This is a genomic window from Streptomyces sp. NPDC059668 (assembly GCF_042734135.1).
Classification (GTDB): domain Bacteria; phylum Actinomycetota; class Actinomycetes; order Streptomycetales; family Streptomycetaceae; genus Streptomyces.
Genome location: NZ_JBHWEL010000002.1, coordinates 92608 through 116020, shown reverse-complemented (window position 1 = coordinate 116020; position 23413 = coordinate 92608). Strand labels below are relative to the sequence as shown.

General features: G+C 73.2%; 26 protein-coding genes. 16 read left to right on the top strand and 10 right to left on the bottom strand.

The features are described from left to right. Positions 1-336: 336 nt before the first annotated feature. The 5 genes from ACFV2J_RS02960 to ACFV2J_RS02940 all read right to left on the bottom strand — a co-directional run bounded on the left by ACFV2J_RS02960 (position 337) and on the right by ACFV2J_RS02940 (position 5077). The gene (locus ACFV2J_RS02960) at positions 337-576 is read right to left on the bottom strand and encodes a DUF6213 family protein (RefSeq protein ID WP_148008039.1); all 240 of its coding nucleotides are present in this window, start codon (positions 574-576) and stop codon (positions 337-339) included. Between the two features lie 25 nt (positions 577-601). Then, positions 602-1996: an NADP-dependent succinic semialdehyde dehydrogenase gene (locus tag ACFV2J_RS02955; protein ID WP_385097219.1), complete on the bottom strand. Its 1395-nt coding sequence runs from the start codon at positions 1994-1996 to the stop codon at positions 602-604. A gap of 74 nt (positions 1997-2070) precedes the next feature. Then, the gene (locus tag ACFV2J_RS02950) at positions 2071-2535 is read right to left on the bottom strand and encodes an NUDIX domain-containing protein (protein ID WP_385437098.1); all 465 of its coding nucleotides are present in this window, start codon (positions 2533-2535) and stop codon (positions 2071-2073) included. Beyond that, positions 2532-4070, bottom strand: coding sequence for an ATP-dependent DNA ligase (locus ACFV2J_RS02945; RefSeq protein WP_385437096.1), 1539 nt, complete (start codon positions 4068-4070; stop codon positions 2532-2534). The genes ACFV2J_RS02950 and ACFV2J_RS02945 overlap by 4 nt, the downstream gene beginning before the upstream one ends. 80 nt (positions 4071-4150) lie before the next feature. Continuing rightward, positions 4151-5077, bottom strand: coding sequence for an NAD(P)/FAD-dependent oxidoreductase (locus ACFV2J_RS02940; RefSeq protein WP_385437094.1), 927 nt, complete (start codon positions 5075-5077; stop codon positions 4151-4153). Between the two features lie 77 nt (positions 5078-5154). Here ACFV2J_RS02940 and ACFV2J_RS02935 point away from each other — a divergent pair, with 77 nt between their 5' ends. The 6 genes from ACFV2J_RS02935 to ACFV2J_RS02910 all read left to right on the top strand — a co-directional run bounded on the left by ACFV2J_RS02935 (position 5155) and on the right by ACFV2J_RS02910 (position 10479). After that, the gene (locus ACFV2J_RS02935) at positions 5155-5727 is read left to right on the top strand and encodes a helix-turn-helix domain-containing protein (RefSeq protein ID WP_385083726.1); all 573 of its coding nucleotides are present in this window, start codon (positions 5155-5157) and stop codon (positions 5725-5727) included. A 108-nt stretch (positions 5728-5835) separates the two neighbouring features. Beyond that, positions 5836-6813 (top strand): NADPH:quinone oxidoreductase family protein, encoded by a 978-nt coding sequence (locus ACFV2J_RS02930; RefSeq protein WP_385437092.1) that lies wholly within the window; start codon positions 5836-5838, stop codon positions 6811-6813. Continuing rightward, complete coding sequence (locus ACFV2J_RS02925; RefSeq protein ID WP_385083728.1) at positions 6810-8018, top strand: acyl-CoA dehydrogenase family protein; 1209 nt, start codon at positions 6810-6812, stop codon at positions 8016-8018. The genes ACFV2J_RS02930 and ACFV2J_RS02925 overlap by 4 nt, the downstream gene beginning before the upstream one ends. After that, positions 8015-9118: an acyl-CoA dehydrogenase family protein gene (locus ACFV2J_RS02920; RefSeq protein ID WP_385437090.1), complete on the top strand. Its 1104-nt coding sequence runs from the start codon at positions 8015-8017 to the stop codon at positions 9116-9118. The genes ACFV2J_RS02925 and ACFV2J_RS02920 overlap by 4 nt, the downstream gene beginning before the upstream one ends. Positions 9119-9293: 175 nt before the next feature. Next, positions 9294-10181, top strand: a complete 888-nt coding sequence (locus tag ACFV2J_RS02915; protein ID WP_385083730.1) for a phosphatidylinositol-specific phospholipase C/glycerophosphodiester phosphodiesterase family protein — start codon at positions 9294-9296, stop codon at positions 10179-10181. Between the two features lie 103 nt (positions 10182-10284). After that, complete coding sequence (locus ACFV2J_RS02910) at positions 10285-10479, top strand: hypothetical protein (RefSeq protein WP_148008049.1); 195 nt, start codon at positions 10285-10287, stop codon at positions 10477-10479. A gap of 168 nt (positions 10480-10647) precedes the next feature. On the opposite strand, the gene ACFV2J_RS02905 is transcribed toward ACFV2J_RS02910, so the two are convergent. Next, positions 10648-11001 carry a DUF779 domain-containing protein gene (locus ACFV2J_RS02905; protein ID WP_385083731.1) on the bottom strand — a complete coding sequence of 118 codons (354 nt, stop codon included), beginning with the start codon at positions 10999-11001 and terminating at the stop codon, positions 10648-10650. A gap of 329 nt (positions 11002-11330) precedes the next feature. Here ACFV2J_RS02905 and ACFV2J_RS02900 point away from each other — a divergent pair, with 329 nt between their 5' ends. Both ACFV2J_RS02900 and ACFV2J_RS02895 read left to right on the top strand, forming a co-directional pair. Then, complete coding sequence (locus ACFV2J_RS02900; RefSeq protein ID WP_385437087.1) at positions 11331-14045, top strand: LuxR C-terminal-related transcriptional regulator; 2715 nt, start codon at positions 11331-11333, stop codon at positions 14043-14045. Positions 14046-14239: 194 nt separating this feature from the next. Beyond that, complete coding sequence (locus ACFV2J_RS02895) at positions 14240-14437, top strand: hypothetical protein (protein WP_385083734.1); 198 nt, start codon at positions 14240-14242, stop codon at positions 14435-14437. Positions 14438-14578: 141 nt separating this feature from the next. Here the strand turns inward: ACFV2J_RS02895 and ACFV2J_RS02890 are convergent, their stop codons facing one another. Then, positions 14579-15175 (bottom strand): potassium channel family protein, encoded by a 597-nt coding sequence (locus ACFV2J_RS02890; RefSeq protein WP_385083735.1) that lies wholly within the window; start codon positions 15173-15175, stop codon positions 14579-14581. Between the two features lie 303 nt (positions 15176-15478). On the opposite strand from ACFV2J_RS02890, the gene ACFV2J_RS02885 reads away from it, so the two are divergent. The 4 genes from ACFV2J_RS02885 to ACFV2J_RS02870 all read left to right on the top strand — a co-directional run bounded on the left by ACFV2J_RS02885 (position 15479) and on the right by ACFV2J_RS02870 (position 17778). Further along, positions 15479-16141, top strand: a complete 663-nt coding sequence (locus ACFV2J_RS02885) for an HdeD family acid-resistance protein (protein WP_385083736.1) — start codon at positions 15479-15481, stop codon at positions 16139-16141. 174 nt (positions 16142-16315) lie between these two features. Then, on the top strand, positions 16316-16786 hold the full coding sequence (locus ACFV2J_RS02880) for an SHOCT domain-containing protein (protein WP_385083737.1): 471 nt from the start codon (positions 16316-16318) through the stop codon (positions 16784-16786). A 64-nt stretch (positions 16787-16850) separates the two neighbouring features. Then, entirely contained in the window at positions 16851-17294 is a 444-nt protein-coding gene (locus tag ACFV2J_RS02875; RefSeq protein WP_385083738.1) for a hypothetical protein, read from the top strand. A gap of 43 nt (positions 17295-17337) precedes the next feature. Next, the gene (locus ACFV2J_RS02870) at positions 17338-17778 is read left to right on the top strand and encodes an OsmC family protein (protein ID WP_385083739.1); all 441 of its coding nucleotides are present in this window, start codon (positions 17338-17340) and stop codon (positions 17776-17778) included. A gap of 142 nt (positions 17779-17920) precedes the next feature. Here the strand turns inward: ACFV2J_RS02870 and ACFV2J_RS02865 are convergent, their stop codons facing one another. Continuing rightward, positions 17921-18412, bottom strand: coding sequence for a MarR family transcriptional regulator (locus ACFV2J_RS02865; RefSeq protein ID WP_385083740.1), 492 nt, complete (start codon positions 18410-18412; stop codon positions 17921-17923). Between the two features lie 104 nt (positions 18413-18516). Between ACFV2J_RS02865 and ACFV2J_RS02860 the strand changes: the two genes are divergently transcribed. Then, a complete protein-coding gene (locus ACFV2J_RS02860) occupies positions 18517-18894 on the top strand; it encodes an HGxxPAAW family protein (protein WP_385083741.1) in 378 nt (125 codons plus the stop codon). Positions 18895-19005: 111 nt separating this feature from the next. On the opposite strand, the gene ACFV2J_RS02855 is transcribed toward ACFV2J_RS02860, so the two are convergent. Then, positions 19006-19569, bottom strand: a complete 564-nt coding sequence (locus tag ACFV2J_RS02855) for a hypothetical protein (protein WP_385083742.1) — start codon at positions 19567-19569, stop codon at positions 19006-19008. Positions 19570-19899: 330 nt separating this feature from the next. Between ACFV2J_RS02855 and ACFV2J_RS02850 the strand changes: the two genes are divergently transcribed. Further along, on the top strand, positions 19900-20472 hold the full coding sequence (locus ACFV2J_RS02850; RefSeq protein WP_385083743.1) for a TetR family transcriptional regulator C-terminal domain-containing protein: 573 nt from the start codon (positions 19900-19902) through the stop codon (positions 20470-20472). Between the two features lie 46 nt (positions 20473-20518). On the opposite strand, the gene ACFV2J_RS02845 is transcribed toward ACFV2J_RS02850, so the two are convergent. Continuing rightward, on the bottom strand, positions 20519-21157 hold the full coding sequence (locus ACFV2J_RS02845) for a disulfide bond formation protein DsbA (protein ID WP_385083744.1): 639 nt from the start codon (positions 21155-21157) through the stop codon (positions 20519-20521). A gap of 632 nt (positions 21158-21789) precedes the next feature. Here ACFV2J_RS02845 and ACFV2J_RS02840 point away from each other — a divergent pair. Beyond that, positions 21790-22092, top strand: a complete 303-nt coding sequence (locus ACFV2J_RS02840; RefSeq protein WP_385083745.1) for a muconolactone Delta-isomerase family protein — start codon at positions 21790-21792, stop codon at positions 22090-22092. A 50-nt stretch (positions 22093-22142) separates the two neighbouring features. Next, complete coding sequence (locus tag ACFV2J_RS02835; protein ID WP_385083746.1) at positions 22143-23378, top strand: YbfB/YjiJ family MFS transporter; 1236 nt, start codon at positions 22143-22145, stop codon at positions 23376-23378. Positions 23379-23413 lie beyond the last annotated feature (35 nt).

Genomic DNA, 23413 nt, shown 5'->3' with positions numbered 1-23413 from the left:
TTCGGGACATGGGGTCAGGCAGGGATTTCAGGGGCGCGGGGAACTGCGCACCCAGCCACGGCGGACCCGCACCCGAAGAAGACACCCCTTCACCCGGGCTGCGACGTACCGGCACGGCCCCTCGCGTGCGTCGCCGGGTGCGGGAGTCGTTGCTCGCCGGGCCCTGGGTTCAGGGACGCGGGGCGGGCCCCGGCTGTTCGGGACGCGGGGCGGGCCCCGGCCATTCGGGACATGGGGTCAGGCAGGGATTTCAGGGGCGCGGGGAACTGCGCACCCAGCCACGGCGGACCCGCACCCGAAGAAGACACCCCTTCACCCACGACCCCACCCCCGACCCTAGCCGGAGGCGCCCCCGCTGCTGTGGGCGATGCACGCCACGTCGATCCGGTCGGCGAGCTTGGCGAGTTCGATGGTCAGCGCCGCGACCGTGTCCTCGTCGAGCCCGCCCTCGCCCGCCTCCACCAGATGCAGCCACCGGCCGCCCAGCGTGCGCAGCAGTTTGCTGACGTCGGCGGCCGCGACCTGCAACGTGCCGCGGTCGTCGACGATCAGAGGCAGGGTAACTTCGCGGTTCACACCAGGGATCGTAGCCGCGGAACGCTCACGCTCCGTGCCATACGGTGGTGATGTTGCAGAACTCGCGGATCCCGTGCTCCGCCAGCTCGCGACCGTAGCCGGACCGCTTGACCCCGCCGAACGGGAACGCCGCGTGCGAGGCCGTCATCCCGTTGACGTACACGGCACCCGCCTCCAGATCCCGTACGAACCGGTCGATCTCGCTCTCGTCGCGCGTCCACACGTTCGAACTCAGCCCGAACGGCGTGTCGTTGGCGAGAGCCACCGCCTCGTCCAGGTCGGCCGCGCGGTACAGCGTGGCGACGGGACCGAAGGTCTCCTCCTGGTGGACGCGCATCTCGGGCGTGATGTCGGCGAGGACGGTCGGCGCGTAGTACCAGCCGTGCTCGCCGAACCCCTCGGGCCGTTCGCCGCCGCACAGGACGCTCGCACCGTTCTCCACCGCGTCGTCGACGAGTTCCTCCAGGTCACGGCGGCCCTGCTCGCTGGAGAGCGGACCGACGTCCGTGTCCTCGTCGAGCGGGTCGCCGACCTTCAGGGCCGCCATGCCCGCCGTGAAGCGCTCGGCGAAGGCGTCGAACACGTCCGTGTGGACGATGAACCGCTTGGCGGCGATGCACGACTGCCCGTTGTTCTGCACCCGGGCGGTCACGGCGGTCCGTGCCGCCCGGTCGACGTCGGCGGACGGCATCACGACGTACGGGTCACTGCCGCCGAGTTCGAGGACCGTCTTCTTGATCTCGTCACCGGCCACCGACGCCACGGCGCGCCCGGCCGGTTCACTCCCCGTGAGCGTCGCCGCCCTGACCCGCGGGTCGCGCAGGATGTCCTCGACGGCGCCCGAGCCGATCAGCAGGGTCTGGAAGCAGCCCTCGGGGAAGCCCGCGCGGCGGAACAGCTCCTCCAGGTAGAGGGCGGTCTGCGGCACGTTGGAGGCGTGCTTGAGCAGGCCGACGTTGCCCGCCATGAGCGCGGGCGCGGCGAACCGGATCACCTGCCAGAGCGGGAAGTTCCACGGCATGACGGCGAGGACCGGGCCCAGCGGGCGGTAGCGCACCAGGACGCGGGAGGCGCCGGAGTCCTTCACGTCGGAGTCGGCGGGCAGCTCGTCGGCGAGCAGTTCGGCCGCGTGGTCGGCGTACCAGCGCATCGACTTCGCGCACTTGGCGGCCTCGGCGCGGGCCTGCTTGAGCGGCTTGCCCATCTCCGTGGTCATCACCCGGCCGATGGCGTCCTGGTCGGCGTCGAGGAGATCCGCGGCCCGGTGCATCAGCCGGGCCCGTTCGGCGAAGGACGTGGTGCGATAGGCGCGGAACGTGTCCTCGGCCGTCGCGAGCCTGTGCTCGATCTCCTCGGCGCCGAGCGCGTCGTACGTCATGAGCGTCTCGCCGTTCGCCGGGTTCACCGTCGCGATGGGCATGGCCGACCTCCTGAAGCGGGCTGTTCCCCGACCCTCCCGCGCGCCGGGACGCGGCGCAACGCGAAGGGGGCTGCTCAGTCCTGGTGCTCCGCCAGGCGGTCCACAAACGCCGCCTGCGCCGGAACCACCACCGCCCGGGCCCGGTCCAGGCCGAACCACTCCACCCGGTCCAGCTCGGGGAACTCCTGGCGGCGCCCCGACCTCGGCGGCCATTCCATCTCGAAGGTGCCCGGGACCACGGTCGCCGGATCGAGGTCCGCCTCGATCGCCCAGGCCGTGACGACCTTGCCGCCCGCCTGCCGGACCTCGCCGAGCGGGACCGCCTCCCCGTCGGGCGGGGGCAGCCCCAGCTCCTCCCGGAACTCGCGGCGCGCGGCGTCCCAGGCGCTCTCGTCGGGTCCGTACTCGCCTTTGGGCACGGTCCACGCGCCCGCGTCGCGCCGCGCGTAGAACGGGCCGCCCATGTGGCCGAGCAGCACCTCCAGACCGTCCTCGGCGCGCCGGTACAGCAGCAGTCCCGCGCTGCGCCTCCCCGTCACGGGGCCACCTCCGGATGTGCGGCGAGCAGTGTCGCGACGGTGTCCGCCTCGGCGGGGGGCTTGTCCTCGCGATAGCGCACCACACGGGCGAAGCGGAGGGTGACACCGGCCGGGTAGCGGGTCGACCGCTGGAGGCCGTCGTACGCGATCTCGACCACGAGTGCGGGGCGTACGGTCACGACATGGCCGTCGTCCGCCACGGCCAGCTCCTGGAGCCGCCCGGTCTGCCAGGCCAGCATCGCGTCCGTCATGCCCTTGAAGGTCTTGCCGAGCATCACGAACGACCCGTCCCCGGCGCGCGCGCCCAGGTGCAGGTTGGAGAGCCTTCCGGTGCGCCGCCCGTGGCCCCATTCGGCGGCCAGGACCACCAGGTCGAGGGTGTGCACGGGTTTGACCTTCAGCCAGGAGGCGCCGCGGCGGCCCGCGCTGTAGGGGGCGTCCAGGGCCTTGACGACGACTCCCTCGTGGCCGCGGCCCAGAGTGTCGGCGAGGAACTCCTCCGCCGCGGCGAGGTCCGCGGGGCCCTCGACGAGGGCGCGCCGCACCCGCATCGGCTCGGGGACCAGCCGCGCCAGCTCGGCGTGCCGTGCGGTGAAGGGCAGGTCCAGCAGATCCCGTCCGTCCGCGGAGAGGGCGTCGAAGAAGACGGGGGAGACGGGCACGCTCCGCGCGGCCGTGGCCACGTCCACCCGTGAGCCCACGCGCCCGGCGGTCTCCTGGAAGGAACGCGGTCGCCCGTCCTCGTCCAGGGCGATGACCTCGCCGTCCAGGATGAACCGGCTGTCCTCCAACTCCATGGCGACGGAGATGAGTTCGGGCAGCCGGTCGGTGATGTCGTCGAGCGTGCGGGTGTAGATCCGGACGGCGTCGCCGTCGCGGTGGAGCTGGACGCGGATGCCGTCGAGCTTCTCCTCGACGGCGCACGCCCCCAGCTTGTCGACGGCCTCGGACACGGACGCGGCGCTGTGCGCGAGCATCGGCAGTACCGGACGGCCGACGGTGAGCCGGAACCCGTCCAGCGCCCCGGGGCCCTCGGCGAGCAGCGCCCGCGCCACCGTCTGCAGCGACCCGGCGAGCATCACCGCCCGGCGTACGTCGGCGGCGGGCGCGCCGGTCGCCCCGGCGAGCCCCTCCACCGCGACCGCGTCCAGCGCGCCCTGCCGCACCTCGCCGGTGAGCAGCCCGAACAGGAAGCGCTGCTCGCTCTCGGTGGCCGCCGCCCGCAGCGCGTCCACGAGACGTCCGCGCGCGGCCTGCGAGCCGGTGCCCGTGACCGCGCCGATCTCCGTCAGCCGGGCGTCCACGTCCCGCACGGTGAGCGTGGCCTCGGCGGCGGGCGGGACCGGACGGCTCAGCAGCTTCCAGCCGACACCGAGCCGTCCCTGTGGCAGACGCCCCGCCAGATACGGGATCACGATCGGCACGTCGTCGGCCTCGGCGTCCCGGAACAGCTCGGCGAGCAGAGCGATCTTCCGTGACCGCGCCGAGGTCGCGGCGACCTCCTGGGACACATGGGCGAGCCGGCTCAGCAGCATGCAGCCATGGTGCAACGCGGACCGGCCGTCCACACCCCGGCGTTCGGCGCCGTCGCCCGCCGGGGATCACGGGACGGCCCTCAGGAGGCGTCGAGGTCGGCGAAGAGCAGTTCGCCGTTGAGGGTGGCGGCCGCCCGGTAACCGGCGCCGGCGGCGTTCACCACCTGTTCGGCGAAGCCGACCGCGTTGCCCGCCGCCCAGACACCGGGCACGGTCGTCAGCCCGGTCTCGTCGACCACGGGATACGTGCCGAACGGGGTTTCGCGCAGCTCGGCTCCGAGGCGCTCGAAGAGGTCGGTGCGGGGGACCGCGCGCGGAGCCACGAACAGCACCGAACGGGCGTGCGCCGAGCCGTCGGTGAGCCGGACCCCGGTGAGCCGGTCCTCCTCGACGACGAGTGCGGCGACCTCGCCCGGCACCACGGCGACCCCGGCCGCGGCGAGCCGGCGCAGGTCGTCGTGCGACAGTTCCTCCTCGGCGACCTCGTGCAGGAACAGGGTGACGTCCTTCGACCACTGGGAGACCATCAGCGCCTGGTGGACGCTCATCGGCGTACCGGCCAGCACCCCGAAGGCCTCGTCGCGGACCTCCCAGCCGTGGCAGTACGGGCAGTGCAGCACGTCCCGCCCGAAGCGCTCGGCGACACCCGGCACCGTCGGCAGCTCGTCGGCCAGCCCGGTGGCGAGGATCAGCCGGCGCGCGTGCGCCGCCCGCCCGGTCGCGAGCGTCACATGGAAGTCCCCGGAGCCGTGCCGCGTCACGTCGACGGCCCGGTCCCGGACCAGTTCGACCCCGTAGCGCGCCACCTCCTGGCGCCCCAGGGCGAGGAACTCGGCGGGCGGCATGCCGTCCCGGGTCAGATAGCCCTGCAGATGAGCGGCGGGCGCGTTGCGCGGTTCGCCCGCGTCGACGACCAGCGTCCGGCGCCGTGCGCGTCCCAGCACCAGGGCCGCGGACAGCCCGGCCGCGCCCCCTCCGACCACGACGGCCTCGTATGTGTCGGTCATGGTGACCACCTCCGAGGAGACCGTCGCCCGCCCGCCCGCGGATTGACAAACGGCTTTGCCGAAACTGCAATGGCGCCATGACCACGGACGAAGTTCTCGCCGACGTCGGACCCCGGCTGCGCCGCATCAGGAAGGAGCGCGGTGCCACCCTGGCCGGGCTGTCGGAGGCGACCGGCATCTCCGTCAGCACCCTCTCCCGGCTGGAGTCCGGGCTGCGCAAGCCCAGTCTGGAGCTGCTGCTGCCGATCGCCCGCGCCCACCAGGTGGCGCTCGACGAACTGGTCGGGGCGCCGCCGGTCGGCGACCCGCGCGTCCGCGCCGAACCGATCGTCCGCAACGGCCGCACGCACTGGCCCCTGACCCGGCAGCCCGGCGGACTTCAGGCCTACAAGGTGCTCGAACCGCGGCGCAAGCTCGAACCGGACCCGCGTACCCACGAGGGTTACGAGTGGCTGTACGTGCTCTCCGGGCGCCTGCGGCTCGTGCTGGCCGAACACGACGTGGTGCTGGGGCCCGGGGAGGCGGCCGAGTTCGACACCCGGGTGCCGCACTGGTTCGGGTCGACCGGGGAGGGACCGGTGGAGTTCCTGAGCCTGTTCGGGCCGCAGGGGGAGCGGATGCACGTACGGGCCCGGCCGACCCACCGGTGACACGGGCCGTTCGTGCGCGTGACGCACGAGACTGTTCCCTGATCGGCAAGCGACCGCTTAGTATGCGATCGACCCCGGTCAGACGAAGCAGTCCCGTGGAGGCCCCGCATGCAGGCATGGCAAGTGCACCAGCTCGGCGAACCGAGCGAGGTGATGCGGCTCCAGGACGTGGAGCGGCCGGTCCCCGGTGACGGACAGGTCCTGCTCAAGGTACGCGCGGCGAACATCAACTTCCCGGACGCGCTGATGTGCCGCGGGCACTACCAGGTCAGGCCGCCCCTGCCGTTCACGCCCGGTGTGGAGATCTGCGGTGAGACCGAGGACGGGCGCCGCGTGCTCGCGAACCCCGCGCTGCCGTACGGCGGATTCGCCGAGTACGCCGTCGCGGACGCCGCCGCCCTGCTGCCCGCCCCCGACTCCCTGGACGACGCCGAGGCGGCCGCCCTGCACATCGGTTACCAGACGGGCTGGTTCGGTCTGCACCGGCGGGCCGGCCTGGAAGCGGGCGAGACGCTGCTCGTGCACGCGGCCGCCGGCGGCGTCGGCAGCGCCGCCGTACAGCTCGGCAAGGCGGCCGGGGCCACCGTCATCGGTGTCGTCGGCGGCGCCGACAAGGCCGCCGTCGCACGGGAGCTCGGCTGCGACGTGGTCGTCGACCGGCGCACCCAGGACGTCATCGCCACCGTGAAGGAGGCCACCGGCGGACGGGGCGCCGACGTGATCTACGACCCCGTCGGCGGCGAGGCCTACACCCAGTCGACGAAGGTCGTCGCCTTCGAGGGCCGGATCGTCGTCGTCGGCTTCGCCGGCGGGTCCATCCCCAGCCCGGCGCTGAACCACGTCCTCGTGAAGAACTACTCGATCCTCGGTCTGCACTGGGGCCTGTACGGAACCAAGAACCCCAAGCTGATCCAGCACTGCCACGAGCAACTCACCGAACTCGCGGCCCGCGGTTCGATCAAGCCCCTGGTCAGTGAGCGCGTGCCGCTCGCCGGTGCCGCCGCGGCCGTGCAGCGGGTCGCCGACGGTGTCACCACGGGCCGGGTCGCCGTGCTGCCCGCCCTCGCGGACGGAGCCTCGGCATGACCGACGCCGCACACCGGGACGGTGCGCCCGACGCCACCGAACTGCGCCGCCGCACAAGGGAGTTGCTGGCCGCGCACCCGCCCCTGGAGACCGGGCGCACGGCCTTCCTGGAGGCCCGCTTCGACGCCGGGCTCGCCTGGGTGCACTACCCCGAGGGCCTCGGCGGCCTCGGTGCCCCGCGCACCCTCCAGGCCGTCGTGGACGCCGAGCTGGAGGCCGCGGGCGCACCCGACAACGACCCCCGGCGCATCGGCATCGGCCTCGGCATGGCCGCGCCGACGATCCTCGGCTTCGGCACGCAGGAGCAGAAGGAGCGCTTCCTGCGGCCCCTGTGGGTCGGCGAGGAGGTCTGGTGCCAGCTCTTCAGCGAGCCCGGCGCCGGATCGGACCTGGCCGCGCTCGGCACCCGCGCGGTCAGGGAGGGCGACGACTGGGTGATCGACGGCCAGAAGGTCTGGACGTCCAGCGCCCATCTGGCCCGCTGGGCCATCCTCATCGCCCGCACCGACCCGGACGTCCCCAAGCACCGCGGCATCACCTACTTCGTCTGCGACATGACCGACCCGGGCGTCGAGGTGCGGCCGCTGCGCCAGATCACCGGCGAGGCCGAGTTCAACGAGGTCTTCCTCACCGGTGTACGCATTCCCGACAGCCACCGCCTCGGCGAGGTCGGCGACGGCTGGCGGGTCGCGCAGACCACGCTCATGAACGAGCGCGTGTCCATCGGCGGCATGCGCATCCCGCGCGAGGGCGGCATGATCGGCCCGGTCGCGAAGACCTGGCGCGAACGGCCCGAACTGCGCACCCACGACCTGCACCAGCGGCTGCTGAAGCTCTGGGTGGAGGCCGAGGTCGGCCGGCTCACCGGCGAGCGGCTGCGCCAGCAGCTCGTCGCGGGACAGCCCGGCCCCGAGGGCTCCGGCCTCAAACTCGGCTTCGCCCGGCTCAACCAGGAGATCAGCGGTCTGGAGGTCGAACTCCTCGGCGAGGAAGGACTGTTGTACGAGGACTGGACGATGCGCCGCCCCGAGCTGGTCGACTTCACCGGCCGCGACGCGGGCTACCGCTATCTCCGCTCCAAGGGCAACAGCATCGAGGGCGGGACCAGCGAGGTCCTGCTGAACATCGTCGCCGAACGCGTGCTGGGACTGCCGTCCGAGCCGCGCACCGACAAGGACGTCGCGTGGAAGGACCTCGCCCGATGACAACGCAGGGCACGCAACCCGATCTGCTGTACTCGGAGGAGGAAGAGGCGCTGCGCGCCGCCGTGCGCGACCTCCTCGCCGACCACTGCGACTCCGGCCGTGTCATCGCCCGCACGGAGTCGGACACGCCCAGCGACCCGGCGCTGTGGAAGGTGCTCTCGGACGGGATGGGCCTCGCGGGTCTGCTGGTGCCCGAGGCGCGGGGCGGCCAGGGAGCCACCCACCGTGAAGCCGCCGTGGTCCTGGAGGAGTTGGGCCGGGCCGTCGCCCCCGTGCCCTACCTCACGAGCGCCGTCGTGGCGACCGAGGCACTGCTGGCCTGCACCGGGGACGACGCCGCCGCACTGCTGGCGGAGCTGGCGTCCGGACGGACCGTCGGCGCGCTCGCCGTCGCCCTCTCCGCCGCACCGGACGCCGCCCACCGGACCGTACGCGACGAAGACGGCCTACTGTACGGCGAGTTGACGGGGATCGCGGACGCGGCGGTGGCCGACGTGCTGCTGGTCCCGGCGGCGGACGGCGGCCTGTACGCGGTGGACACGAGTGCCGTGACGCTCGTACCGCAGACCTCCCTCGACCTCACCCGGCCGCTCGCCACGGTCACCCTCGACGGGGTGCGGGGCCGCAGGCTGGGTGACGCCGCACCCGCCGTACGACGGGCCCTCACGGCCGGCGCCGGACTGCTCGCCTCCGAACAGCTCGGCCTCGCCGACTGGTGTCTCACGGAGACGGTCCGCCACCTCAAGGAACGCAAGCAGTTCAACCGCCCCGTCGGCGGCTTCCAGGCGCTCAAGCACCGGCTCGCGCAGCTGTGGCTCGAGGTCGTCAACACCCGTGCCGCGGCCCGCCACGCCGCCGACGCCCTCGCGGCAGGCAGCGCGGACACCGACGTGGCGGTCGCCGTCGCCCAGGCCTACGCCGCCCCGGTCGCCGTGCACGCCGCCGAGGAGGCACTCCAACTGCACGGTGGCATCGGCATGACCTGGGAGCACCCGGTCCACCTGTACCTGAAGCGCGCCAAGGCGGACTCGATCGCCTACGGCACGGCGGGCGCCCACCGCGAGGCGCTGGCGCGACTGGTCGACCTCCAGGCGCCCTGAGCGCCCGTCCTTCGTGAAGCCCGTCCCACCCGGGGCGGGCTTCGCGGTGTGCGCCGCCGCGACGAAGTGAACCCGTGACGGCAGTCCGGCCAACTCCCCACACGTAGCCGCCTCTTGGCTTTCGCGCGCCTCATACTCACCGGTATCCGGTACGGCACTTCCAGGGAGGCAGAGCATGGCCCACACCACCCGTCGCAGAGCCCTCACCACCCTCGGCGCCGCCCTCGCGGGCGCCGTCGCACTGCCCGCCGTGCACGCGCGAGCCGAGGACCAGGGGCACGGCGGGCGCCCGCTGTGGCGCGCCCACGCCCACAACGACTACGACCACTCGCGACCCCTGTTCGACGCCCTCGCCCACCGGTTCGGGAGCGTCGAGGCCGACATCTACCTCGTCGGCAACCAGCTTCTCGTCGCCCACGACCCGGTCGATCTCGACCCGACCCGCACACTCGAAGCGCTCTACCTCGACCCGCTCGTCTCCCGGGTCAGGGCCGGCCACGGCTCGGTGTACCGGGGTTACCGCACACCGCTCCAACTCCTGATCGACATCAAGACCGAGGGCTCCTCGACGTACCTCGAACTCGACCGTCATCTGCGCCGCTACCCGCACCTGTTCACGACGTACGCGCACGGCCGGGTGCACCCCGGCCCGGTCACGGCCGTCATCTCCGGCGACCGCGCCGCCCGCACCCCCATGGAGGCGCAGAGCGTGCGGCGCGCCTTCTACGACGGCCGGCTCACCGACCTCGGCAGCGCGGCGACCGCGTCCTTCGTCCCGCTCATCAGCGACAACTGGACACTCAACTTCACCTGGCTCGGGGACGGCCCGTTCCCCGAGGCGGAGCGCGCGAAGCTGCGCGAGATCATCGCGGCGGCGCACGCGCGCCGGCAGAAGGTGCGGTTCTGGGCCACGCCCGACCTCGCGGGGCCCGCCAGGGACGCGCTGTGGGGCGAACTACTGGCCGCCGGCGTCGACTACTTCAACACCGACGACCTCGCGGGACTCGAGACGTTCCTCGACACGCACGAACGGACACGCGAACAGCCACACGAGCGGGCATAGACATCACACGTTCGGAGGACACGTCAGCCGCCCGGACGAACCCTCCGCTACGCGACACTTGCCGCCGAAAGCCGCGGTGTCGACGTGGCGGAGGAGGTTGACGATGGCCATTTCCATCTCTGTGGTGGTACTGCTGCTGATCCTCGCGGTGGTGTTCCTGCGCAACGGCGCGCTGAAGCCCTCGCACGCGGTGGTGTGCGTCCTGCTCGGCTTCTTCCTGTCGGGCAGCAGCATGGCGCCGACGATCCAGAACGGGCTCACGGCCACGGCGGACATCGTGAGCAGTCTGCACCCCTGAGTCCGGACGCGGGAGAAGGCCCGGACGCCGTGGGGCACCGGGCGTTCGGAGCCGTCGCCGGGGTGGTCGAGGGCGCTCACGGTCGCCGTTGCCGGCAGCCGCGGCTGCCGCGGCAGGCGGTGGCTGCCGGGGAGACGCCCACCGCGGTCCGTACGGCCGAGGCGGCGGTCAGCCGACGACGCGGGAACGGATCAGGAACCGCACCCCTTCGGGTGCTTCCAGCGAGAAGCCGCTGCCCCGGCCCGGGACGACGTCGACGGTCAGCAGGGTGTGGCTCCACAGCTCGTACTGGCTCTTCGACATCCAGAACGTCACCGGTTCGTCGACCCCGTCCACCTCCAGCTCCGCGAGCAGGATGTCGGAGCCGCCGGTGCGGAACTCACCCGCCGGGTAGCACATGGGCGCACTGCCGTCGCAGCAGCCGCCGGACTGGTGGAACATCAGCGGGCCGTGGACCGCCCGCAGCTGCCGCACCAGGTCGGCGGCCGCCGGAGTGAGCGATACGCGCGGGACGACGTCCATCGGGGTTCTCCGTCGGGTCGGGGGCGAACGGTGACAGGGGCGGGCGCCGATCGTGGCGGAGAGCGCGCCGGACCACCCTGTACTTGACCATCCGGCAGGTTGCGAGAGGGTTGCACGGCTCACGGACGGGCGCGTACCGCCGCACGAGGAGACGGCCCGGCCGGACCCGGTCCGGCCTCGCGAACGGGCCCTCGGGAGGGCCTCGGGCAGGCTCGGGCAGGACCGTCGGGTCGGCCCCGGGAAGGGATCACCGGGCCGCGCCCGATCCGCGTACCCGCGGAAAAGCTGGGATCGTGAGGGAGGGAACGCTGCCCATGACCTGACGGGAAGTGGTGGTGAGCGCCGTGGCTGCCCTTGACGAGAACGGTACGGGACCGGCCCCGGCGCAGGTCGATCCCCTGGGAGACCCCTTTCTGCGCACCCGGTTCGCCCTGCCCACCCGACCCGCCACCTTCCTGCGCCGGGACCGGCTGACCGAGCACCTCGACCAGGCACTCCGGACCCCCCTGACGATGGTCAACGGAGCCGCCGGAGCCGGCAAGACCCTGCTGGTCGCCGACTGGGCCGCCGGTCTTGGGCAGCCGGTCACCTGGCTCACCACCGACGCGGCGGGCCAGGGCCCCGGGATGTTCTGGGCGTACCTCCTCCAGGCCCTGGACGCCTCCGGAGTACCGGTGCCCCGCGAGATCCGCCGCCCCGCGGACGCCGGCTGGGTGGAGCACGAACTGCCCGCCCGCCTGGCCGCCGAACTGAGCGGCCGCGACCGGCCCGCGATCCTCGTGCTCGACGAGTACGACCGGGTGACCGCGCCCGAGATCGCCGAGCAGTTGGAGTTCGTGCTCCACCACGCCGGGCCGGGCCTGCGCCTGGTCCTCGTCACCCGCACCGAACCGCTGCTGCCGCTGCACCGCTACCGCGCGGCCGGGGAACTGACGGAGATCCGGGACGCGGAGCTGGCCTTCACCGCCGAGGAGGCCTCCGCCCTCCTGGCCACGCACGGTCTGCGCCTGCCCGAGCCCGGCGTGCGCGCGCTCGTGGACCGCACCCGGGGATGGGCCGCCGGCCTGCGCCTGTGCGCGCTGGCCGCACGAGAGGCCCCGGACCCGGAGACCTATCTGAAGGAGTTCGAGGCGGGGCGGAGCACGGTCGCCGACTACCTCCTGGCCGAAGTACTGAAACGGCGCACCGCCGAGACCCAGGACCTCCTGCTGCGCGTCAGCGTCCTGGAACGCTTCTGTCCGGAACTGGCGAACGCGCTGACGGAGCGCGCCGACGCCGAGCCCCTCCTCGCCGGACTGCACCGCGAGAACGCGTTCGTCGAGAGCCTCGGACACTCCTGGTACCGCCTCCACCCGCTGTTCGGGGAGATCCTGCGCGCCCATCTCAGGGTCCGTTGTCCCGGACTGGAACCCGAGCTCCACCGGCGTGCCGCCCGCTGGCTGCGGCGGTCCGGCTCCCTCCCGGAGGCACTCGCGCACGGGGCCGCGGCGGGCGACTGGGAGTTCACCGCCGGCGCCCTGGTCGACGACCTGGCCATCGGACAGCTCTTCACCGGCCTGCGTTCCGGGGACCTGACCGAGCTGTTCGCCCGTATGGAGCCCGACGCCACCAGTCCCGCGGCGGAGCTCGTCCGCGCGGCCCGCGACCTCTCCCGCCACGACCTCGACCGGGGCCGCGCCCACCTGCGTCACGCCCGGGAGGTTCTGGCCCCGCGGGGCCCGGCACACCAGGACCCGGCCGGGAACGAGGGTCCCGGTCCCGGTCCGGCCCGGCTCAGTTGCGCCGTGCTGGAGGCCTTGGCCGCCCGGCTGGCCGGGTCTCCCGAAGACGCGGAGACGGCCGCGGTGGACGCCGAGGAGCTGCGGCAGGTGGTCCCGGACCACCTTCTGGAGCGGCACCCCGAGCTCTCCGCCCTGCTCCTGACCCATCTGGGTTCGACGCTGCTGTGGGCAGGACGCTTCGAGGACGCGCGCGCCGCCCTGTCCACGGTGGCGGACTCGTGCGACGGGGCCTCGACCGGGCTGCCCCGGGAGGAGTCCCTGGCGCATCTGGCGCTGCTGGACTACCTGGACGGCTGGCTCGGCCGGGCGGAACACAAGGCCCTGGCGGCGACCGAGACCGAGCACCTCGGTCCGCAGCGGTCGTCCGGCTCCGGCCTCGCACAACTGGTGCTGGCGGCCGTGGCGGTCGACCGCGACGAGCTGGACCGGGCCCAGGCCCTCCTCGACGGGACGGACGCCGCCGGGCGCATGTCCCGGGACCCGGTGACGACGGCTTGCCGGTCCATCGCGGCGGCCGGTCTGCTGCTGGCCCGCGGCCGGCCGTCGGCCGCGCTGGCGGCGGCGACCGTCGCGATCCCCGCCGCCGTGGTCTCACCCTGGGCGGAGGGGCACGCGGCGCTGGTCACCGCCGCCGTCCACCTGGCCGCGGGACGCACGGAGAGCGCCGCCGAGGCGTTGCGCCGGGTGCCGGACGGTCAGACGGCCTGCGCGGTGCAGGCCGCGCGCGTCCAGCTCGCGGCGGGCCACCGCGGCGAGGCGATCGGCATGCTCGACGGTCTCCACCTGCCGGGCCGGGCCGGTCCGGCGCTGACCGTGCGGGCCACGCTGGTCCGGGCACAGGCCGCCGAGGAGGCGGGGGACGCCGTCGCCGTCCGCGGGCTCGTCGGCCGGGCGCTCGCCGAGGCCCGCCGCGAGCGACTGCGACGGCCCTTTCTCGACGCGGGCCCCTGGATCAGGCGACCGCTGGGCGAGGCGCCGCTCCAGGCCCTGGCCGCGGGCTGGCTCCAGGCCGGTCCGCCCCGCGGCGGCGAGCCGGACCGGCTTCCGTCCCCGCCCGCGGCGCTCGTCGTGGAGGAGTTGAGCGGACGCGAACTCGACGTTCTCGGGCGGCTGGCCGAGATGATGTCCACGGAGGAGATCGCGGCCGACCTGTACGTGTCCGTGAACACGGTGAAGACCCACCTCAAGAGCGTCTACCGGAAGCTCGCGGTGAGCCGGCGCAACGAGGCGGTGCGTCGTGCGCGCGAGCTGCGACTGCTGTGACCCACGGCGTCACGGGTGTGCCGCTGGTGGGCTGTCGGTGGGTTGCCGGTGCGTTGCGGGTGCGACGGCGCCGGGGGGCGGCGGGACGTACGGCGGGTCACCTGCCGGGGGTGAGGGCGGGCGGCGCGCCGAGGCGGAGGATCACGGGTAGGGCGTCGTCCGTCCGCCCCGGGCCGCCCGCGGGAGAGCAGCTGATGCGCTACGAGATCCGTGTCGACGGACACATGTCGGAGACGCTGGCCAAGGCCTTCCCGGACATGGAGCACGTGGTGATGTCCGGTCAGACCGTCCTGTTCGGGCCCGTCCTCGACGAGGCCCATCTGTACGGTCTGCTGGCGCGCTGCCAGTCGCTGGGACTGCGCGTCCTGGAGATGCGCCAGCTGCCGGAGTGACCGCCGCCGACGGGCCGGGCCGTGGCCCTCCGCGCCGGTCGGGTGCCCGGCACTTCGGTCTCGCCGGTCCGGTGCCGGGGCGCCCCGGTCTTCCGGCCCGGCCTCCGTCTCCGGCCCGCCGCCCGGTGGATGGCCTACGGGCTACGGCCCCGTCTCCGGGTCCGGGCCCACCTCGGCGTCCCCGCTGTTTCTGGTGTCCCCGGTGTCCCCTGAGTGCTCCGAGCACGCCGCGTTCCCGGGGTCCGCCCCCGCCTCGGGCTCGACGGGCCCCCTGCGCCGCAGCCCCGTCTCGACCGCGCTCGCCAGGACGCGCGCGGCGTACCCGACAAGGAGCAGCCCTCCGGCCATCTGGAGCATCGTCATCACCCGACCCGTCTCGGAGCGGGCGGCGATGTCGCCGAAACCGACGGTGCTGAACGTGGTCAGCGTGAAGTACAAGGCGTCCGTCCGGGACAGCGGCTCGGTGAAGGAGCCCGGGGCGGAGCGGTCCAGCAGGTAGTAGGCGCTGGCGAACAGCACCAGGAACAACGCCACCGTGGCCGCCAGTGCCTCGACGGCCTTCAGGCGGGGGTGGGGCGAGCGGATGATGGTCCGCACCTCCCACACGAAGACCACGATCACCGCCAGCAGGCCGGACAGCAGCATCACCGAGGTGCCGCGGGCGCCGTACCTGTCCAGGGGCAGCAGGTAGTAGGCGGTGACGAGGCCGGCCGCGATCAGGAAGGCCCGGGTAATCACCCAGACCTTCTTCCACCGGGTGCGGCGCCTCGGCCGGCCCCGCCGGTACGGGACCCTTCGCGGCCGGACTCGGTCGGCCCCGGAATCCGCTGGATCGCTCATCGCGTGTCTTTTCGTCCGTTCGCCGGGAGCCGGGCGGTCGGCTCGTCCAGCCCCCACCTCATCGCCACGGCGGCCGGAAGGGATCACCCGCCGCGGGTGACCCGGCGGGCACCGGCGGGCGGCACGCTGGCCCGGTGGGGTCCCGCGCGCCCGCCCGTCGGCGGTGCGGCGGTGACCCGCTCGACCGTGCGAGGAGGAGCCATGACCGTACCGAGTGGTTCGGCGCCGCCGACCGGACCGGAACACCGGCCCGGCGGACCGGCGCCCACTCCGGCGGGTGACCCGACGGAGCTGCTGGCGGTACTGGGCGGCTCGTGGACCTGGATCCTGGGTTCGGCCGTCGCGACGCTGGTGCCGGGCGTCCTGGTGCTGGTCTGGCCGAACGAGAGCCTGCACGTCCTGGCGGTCCTCATCGGTCTCTATCTGCTCGTGATCGGGGCCTTCCGCTTCGTCGCGGCCTTCGCCCGACACGAGCAGGGAGAACGGCTCCCCGGGCTGCTGCTCGCCCTGCTCTTCGTCCTGGCCGGTGTGCTCTGCCTGCGGAACCCGATGCAGACCATCGCCGCGCTCTCGTTGATCGTCGGGGCCGTCTGGCTGGTGTCCGGCATGCTGACCGCGTACACGGCCCTCGCGACCCGGGACCTTCCGCACCGTGGTGCCGTCCTCACCGCCGCCGCGCTCGGCATCGTCGCGGGCGTCGTGGTGCTGGCGCTGCCGACCGACTCGGCCCGTGCCCTGACCCGGCTGCTCGGCCTGTGGCTCGTCCTGCTCGGCCTGGTCGAGCTCGGCGTCGCCTTCGCCTGGCGCGCCGCACTGCGCAGGGCGGCCGCCGCACACCAGGGCGGCATCGCCGCGCCGTTGTGAACACGGGCGTCGCACACCGGTCCGGGCGCCACCGGTTCGCCGCTCCGGTGCCCGACGGCGGTCGCGCCCGGCGCGTCCCCGCTCACCCGCCTCGGGTGAGGCCGCCCGGCCCGGACCGTGCGCATGCTGAGGGCGGCCACACTTGCCGGGCACGTGCCCGGGAGGGAGAGAGACATGAGCGAGCCGATGTACCTCGCGTACGACTACCCGCTGCTGAGCATCTTCTGGACCATGCTCTGGTTCTTCCTGTGGATCATGTGGTTCGTCCTGCTCTTCCGGGTCATCGTGGACATCTTCCGCGACGACACGCTGGGCGGGTGGGCCAAGGCCGGCTGGCTGGTGTTCGTCATCGTGCTGCCCTTCCTGGGCGTCCTCGTCTACGTGATCGCCCGCGGCCGGAACATGGGGGCGCGGGAGATGAAGCAGGCGCACGCGCAGCAGCAGGCCATCGACTCCTACATCCGGGAGACCGCGGCCGGCGCATCCAAGTCCGGCGGCAGCGTCGACGAACTCGCCAAACTGTCCGAGATCCGCGCCCGCGGGGACATCACGGACGAGGAGTTCCGCAGGGCGAAGGAACTGGTCCTGAGCGGCCACGGCACGAGCGGCCACGGCACGAGCGGCCACGGCACGTCGGACCGCTGAGACACCGACGGCACGTCCACCGCAGGGAACGGAACGCCCCGGCGACAGGAGACGAGGGAGCACGATGGCCGCGACACACACCGGGCACGGACACACCCGTACGACAAGGCAGCAATGGGCCGGCGGTCTGACGGTCTTCGCCGGCGTGATGCTCATGATCGCCGGACTGCTCGACCTCTTCCGGGGCGTCATGGCGATCGCCGAGGACGACGTCTTCGTCTCGACCCCCAGCTACGTCTTCCGGTTCGACCTCACCGGCTGGGGCTGGATCCACCTCGTCCTCGGAGCGGTCGCCGTGGTCGTCAGCCTCGGACTGTTCCAGGCGGCGTTCTGGGCGCGTGTCCTCGGCGTGGTCATCGCCGGACTCATCATCGTCGCCAATTTCCTGTCCCTGCCGTACTACCCGGTCTGGTCGGTCGTGATGATGGCCTTCTCGGCGCTGATCATCTGGGCGCTGTGCGTGGCACGCCCCGAGACGTCCTACGACGTGCCCCGGGACGACGGCTGAGGGGACCACGGGTGAAGGACCGAGTGACACTAACCTCGACGGCATGACCGACAACAGCCTGCGTTCCGTCAGCATCGAGCGGACCCGTACCGGCCACTTCACCGCGACGAACGTCCGCGGCGGCACGATCGGCTTCGGCACCGGTCTCGGCCCCGAGGACGACAGCGGCTTCACCCCGGTCGAGTTGCTGCTCGCCGCGATCGGGGGCTGCACCGCCGCCGACGTCGACGTCGCCACCGCCCGCCACGCGGAGCCCACCGAGTTCACCGTCACCGTGACGGGCGACAAGATCAGTGACGAGTTGGGCAACCGGATGACCGGCCTCACGGTCACCTTCACCGTCGGTTTCCCCGACGGCGCGCCCGGCGACCGTGCCCGGGCGATTCTTCCGAGGGCGGTCGCGGTCTCCCACGAGCGGCTCTGCACGGTCAGCCGCACGGTCGAGATCGGCACCCCGGTCACCGCGACGGTCGCGGACGTCTGACCGCGCCGAAGCCTGTACGCCCGCACACCCGTTCGCTTCCGTCACGGCCACGGCGCCCGCGGGGGTTTCCGGCGTCGGCGCGGCCCGGCGCTCAGCGGCGGCGGGCGGCGGGGGGCGGGGGCAAGAGGGGCCACTCCTGGGACTACTCCGGGGACGGCTCCCGGCCGATCTCGTCCAGGGAGTCGCCGAGCAGGGCCTTGACGCGGGTGAGCCAGTCCGCCAGCACGGCGACCTCGTCCGGGGTGTAGTCGGCGAACAGGGCCCCGAGACGCTCGTAGAAGGGGCCGTAGACCTGGAGGATGCGCGCCTGGGCGGATTCCTCCATGACCACGTGCACCCGGCGCCGGTCCTGAGGATCGGCCTGGCGGCGGATGTAGCCGGCCTTCTCCAGCCGGTTGAGGACGCCGGTCATCGCTCCGGTGGTCAGGCGGGCCTGCTCGGCCAGGTCGCCCGCCGCCGGCGTCCGGCCCGCGGTGGTGGCCTCGATGATGAAGCCCAGGCAGGTGAGGTCGGTGACGTTGAGGCCGAGCCGCCGTGCGATGTCCTGCTGCCCGAACTGCGCGGTCGCGATCATCCGGTCCATCGCGTAGAGCGCCTGGTCGGCCGTAGCCGCCGGGCGCTGCTTGCCCTTCACCACAGATCCCCTTAGTGTCTAAGTTACTTACCTCGCGAGCTAAGATAGTTCGCGTCGGGTGTCCGCCGAGTCGTTCACCCGACCCGCCTTCCCGAGGAGTAGAAGTGGGCATGCACGGAGACCATGATCTGGGCCACACGGTCGCCGGCTGGGCCGGGACCACCATAGCCGTCACCGGTTGCACGGTGATGGGGGTGGCGCTCGCCGCCGGATGGTCGGCCGGACTGTGGCTCGGCGGTGCCGTCGTCGTCCTGGCGGCACTCGCCGCCTGGCTTCTCCACCTGGCGGGCTGGGGGAAGGCCACCGGGCCCCGACCGGTGGCGGAGCAGCACTGGCGGGTGCGTGACCTCTCCGCCCGGCACGGCCACTCCGGCTGTCTCGGCTGCCGCATGGCCGGCCGGGGCGCGGCCGCCGCGCTCGGCGTCACCCCGGCCGCCTCGCACCGTCCGGTGGAGCCCACCCCCGCCGGGCAGCCGTCGTGACGACCGGCCCCGGTCGTCGTCCCCGTTCCCCGGTTCCTGGGCGGTCACCGGGCCGGTGACGGCGCGGATCCGGCCGTGTGCGACCGGACCGGTCGGGTGCCGGGGCGCGGATCACCCCTCGGTCAGGCGCACCTTGTAACCGTCCTCCTCCATGAGGACGACGGTGACGCCGAACGGGTTGGGATGGTCCATGTCCATCGGGACGAAGGAGAAGTCGACCGCGGCCCGGATCGGGGGGACGAGCTCGCCGCCGGGCTGTGGCGCGGGAGCGGTCCGCCAGTCGGGATCGATCGAGGCCACGCCCTCGGGGGCGCGGGCCAGGACGCGTTCCTCGTACGGGAACTGGTGCAGCACATGGCCGTCCCGGGTGGCGTGGACCATGTTCAGGCAGGGGGCCGGACCGCTGAGGGGCAGCTCGCACGCGGTGGCGACGTCACGGGTCTCCCAGGCGAGGACGACCTCGTCCGCGCCCGCCGCCGCCGCGATGTTCGACAACTGCGCGATACCGGTGAGAGCGTCCTCGCCGGGCCGGGTAGGACGGACCCAGATCAGCCCGACCAGCCGCCCCCGCACCAGGGGCATGATGACCGGCCGGGGCACCGCGCCCTCGGCCAGCCCCGCCGCGTAGGCCCCCTTCATCGAGTCGGCCAGCGCGTTCCACATCTGGGTCTCCACGAACTCCCCTTCACCTCGGACTGTGCACCGCCGACCCTGTCACGCCGGTCGTGGCCGTGTCAGCGTCACCGGCCGGTCGGGTGCCGGACGCTCGGGGGCTGCGCGTGCGGGCGCGGCGCGGGTACGGACGGGAGGGGCTCCGGGGGCGCGGCGTGACGGGGTGGGGCTGCCGCTGCGCCCGGGGGTGCCGCGGCCCCGGTGCCCCGGGTGCGGCGGCCCCGGCGGCGGGGGTCGGAGGCGCGCCGAGGTGTATTCTCCAGGTAAAGTGTCCGGTCATATTGCGTGCGTGGACGTCTCCGGCGAGCCCGCAGGACCAGATGAGGTGGCGTCGTGCCCAAGCCGTCCAAGCGTGAAGACCTGCTGGCGTCCGCGGTGGAGACGTTCCACGCGCGGGGCTTCCACGGCACCGGCATCAAGGAGATCGCCGACGCCGCCGGGGCACCGAAGGGGTCGTTCTACAACCACTTCTCCAGCAAGGAGGAGTGTGCCATCGAGGCCCTGCGGCTCTACGGCTCCGAGCGTCGCATGGGCATGCTCGCCGACACCGCGTCGCCCCCGCTGGAGAGGATTCGCCGGCACTTCGAGTTCCTGCGGGACGAGGTCGTCGACCGGGACTTCACCCGGGGCTGCATGTTCGGCAACTTCGCCACGGACGTGATCGACCACAGCGAGGAGATCCGGCTGGCCGTGGCGGACAGCCTGCGGACGTGGAACGACGCGATCGCGGCGGCCCTGACCGAGGCCCGCCGCGACGGCGCCGTACGGGCGGACCTCGACCCGGACACCACGGCTCGCTTCCTTCTCAACGCCTGGGAGGGAACCCTGATCGAGGCCCGCGCCACCAAGTCCTCCGCCGCTTTCGACACCTTCTTCCGCGTGGCGTTCGAAACCGTTCTGCGCTGACCCGCGCGGCTCGCGAGGCGGTTGGCCAGGCTCATGAGGCGGTGGTCTAGTCGAACAGGGGGCCGACCGTCCTGGTCCGCTTGATCTCGTAGAAGCCGGGGGTGGAGGCGACGGTCAGGGTGGCGTCCCACAGCCGTGCGGCTTCCTCGCCGCGAGGAGCCGGGGTGACGACGGGGCCGAAGAACGCGACCTTGGCGGTGCCGGGTCCGGGGACCGCGATGACGGGGCTGCCCACGTCGGACCCGACGAGGCCGATGCCCTCGCGGTGTGACGCGCGCAGCTCCGGGTCGAAGGCGTCGGTCTCACCCGCGTCGGCGAGGCTCGTGGGCAGTCCGACGTCGCGCAGCGCGGCCTCGATGGTCGGGCGTGTCCTCGGTTCACCCCGCGGATGGAACCGGGTTCCGAGCGCGGTGTAGAGGGGTTCCAGCACGGCGGGGCCGTGGGCCCGGGCGGCGGCGATCAGGACGCGTACCGGTGCCCATGCCTGGCCCATCAGGACGCGGTGGTGCTCGGGCAGTCCGTCGAGGCGGCCTTCGTTGAGGACGGCCAGGCTCATGACGTGCCAGTTGACGGTGACGGGCCGGACCTCGCCGACCTCCAGCAGCCAGCGGGAGGTCAGCCAGGTCCACGGGCACACGGGGTCGAACCAGAAGTCGACGGGAGTGCGGGGGAGGGAGTCGTTCACGAGACGTTCCAAACGCTGGGGTCGAGGCGGCCCGACGGCCTGATCGGCCGTCGGTGGGGGATGGCCGGGGGGAGAGCGGCGGAGGAGTTCCTGCCCCTGACGCCGACGCCGACGGTCACGTCGATGCCGGTGGTCACACGCTGACACCGGCGCGGCGTTTCGTGACGGACGGTCAGTCGTGATCGGCCGGCGAGTCGCGGTCGCCGCGCGTCGTGGCCGGCCCCGGCGCCGACGCTCCGCGCGCGCGGCAGGGGAGTGCGGCACGGGAGTGTGGCACGGTCCTCCATGTCTCCACGGTGCGGCCGTCGACGGGGCCGACGCCAGGACCGGCTTCCTTCCTCCTGGTAGGCGCGGCCTCGCAGGGGCCGGCCGGAGCGGCGGTGGCCCCGTCCCCGCGGTACGTCCCTACGGTCATCGACGAGCCTCGCCCGCACCGCCGTTGGGAGGCCGCGCCTACCACCGGGGAGGAAGCCGGTCGTGGCGTCCGCGCCGGCCGCGGCCGCACCATGAGCACATGGACACCCGACAGCACGCCACCGGTGCGGGCACCTGCCCGACCTGACCCGATGACCCGACCCGGCTCCCGCGCCCCGGCCGGCTCCGGGCGCCACGCACCCGACGGAGAAGGCATCATGCGAGAGTTCCTGGTCGAGCTGACCACCACCGTCCCCGAGGGAACCGACCCCGCCGAGGTGGACCGGCGTCGCGCCGAGGAAGCCGTACGGGCGGCCGAACTGGCCGCCGCGGGGCACCTGTTCCGGCTGTGGCGCCCGCTCGGCGAACCGCGCAGCATCGGTGTGTGGCTCGCCGAGGACGAGTACGAGCTCCACGAGAAGGTGATCGGCACACTGCCGCTGCGCTCGTGGATGTCGGCCAGGGTGACCCCGCTGGTGTCCCACCCCGACGACCCCACCGGACCCGACGCCCTCACGTGACCGACGTGCCACCTCACCAGGACCGCGTCCTCACCCCCAAGGACTTCCGCATGAGCGCAACCATCCTGCGACGCTCCCCGGGCCGGTCGGACGGCCTGCCCGTCTCCCCCTGGGTCCATGTCGCCCGGGCGGCGGCTGCCCTGGCGGCCGGCATGGGCGTCGGGCGTTTCGTCTACACGCCGATCCTCCCCCTGATGCACGCCCAGGCGGGTCTGTCGGCCGGGGGCGGCGCGAACCTCGCCACCGCCAACTACGTCGGCTACCTGGTGGGCGCGCTCGTCGGCATCCTGCGTCCCTCGCTGATCCGTTCGACCAAGGTCCTGCGCGGCTCCCTGATTGTGCTGACCGGCACGCTGGCGGCGATGCCCCTCACACACAGCACGCCCGGGTGGATCGCGCTGAGGCTGGCGGCCGGTGCGGCCAGTGCCCTGATCTTCGTCAGCGCCGTCAGCTCCCTGCTCAGTCACCTGCACGACCACCCCGCCCATCTGCCGGGCTGGGCCTTCGGCGGGGTCGGCGCGGGGATCGCCCTGTCCGGTCTGCTGGTCCTCGCCCTGCGCTCGGTCGCCGACTGGCAGGCCGCGTGGTGGGGTTCCGCCGGCCTCGCCGCGGTCTTCACCGCCGTGTCGTGGAACCTGCGCGTCGAACCGCCGCACGCCGAGGTCACGGACGCCGGGACCGTGATTTCGACGCCCTCCGCGCGTAGCCACCGTCGGTTCACGGCGCTGTTCGTCGGCTACACCCTGGAGGGCGTCGGCTACATCGTGGCCGGCACCTTTCTGGTCGCCGCGATCGACCAGGCGTCCCCGGGGTGGATCGGCAGTGGCGCTTGGGTGCTGGTCGGTCTGGCGGCCGTGCCCTCCTCGGCGCTGTGGGCCTGGCTGGGGCACCGCTGGTCCCGCCCCGACCTGCTGTTCGCCGCGCTCGTGATCCAGGCCGCCGGCATCGCGCTGCCCGCCCTGGTCGGCGGAGTGGCGGCGGCGCTGATCTCCGCGATCCTGTTCGGGGCGACGTTCCTCGGCATCAGTACCCTCGCGCTGGCCACCGGGGTCCATCTGCGGTTCCCCCGCTCGGTGGCGCTGCTGACCGCGGGGTACTCGGCCGGTCAGATCATCGGGCCCCTGGCCGTCACACCGCTGCTCCACCACGGCTACCACCAGGCCCTGATCCTGGCCTCGGCCGTCGTCCTCGTCGCCGCTCTCGCCGCGGTCGTCCTCCGGATCGGCTTCCCCCACCACATGACCGACGAGCCGGCCGCCGGGCGGCACACCAGCCCGGCTTCATAGGTCCGGCGCGTGCCCGGCCCGCCCGCGCGCCCGCC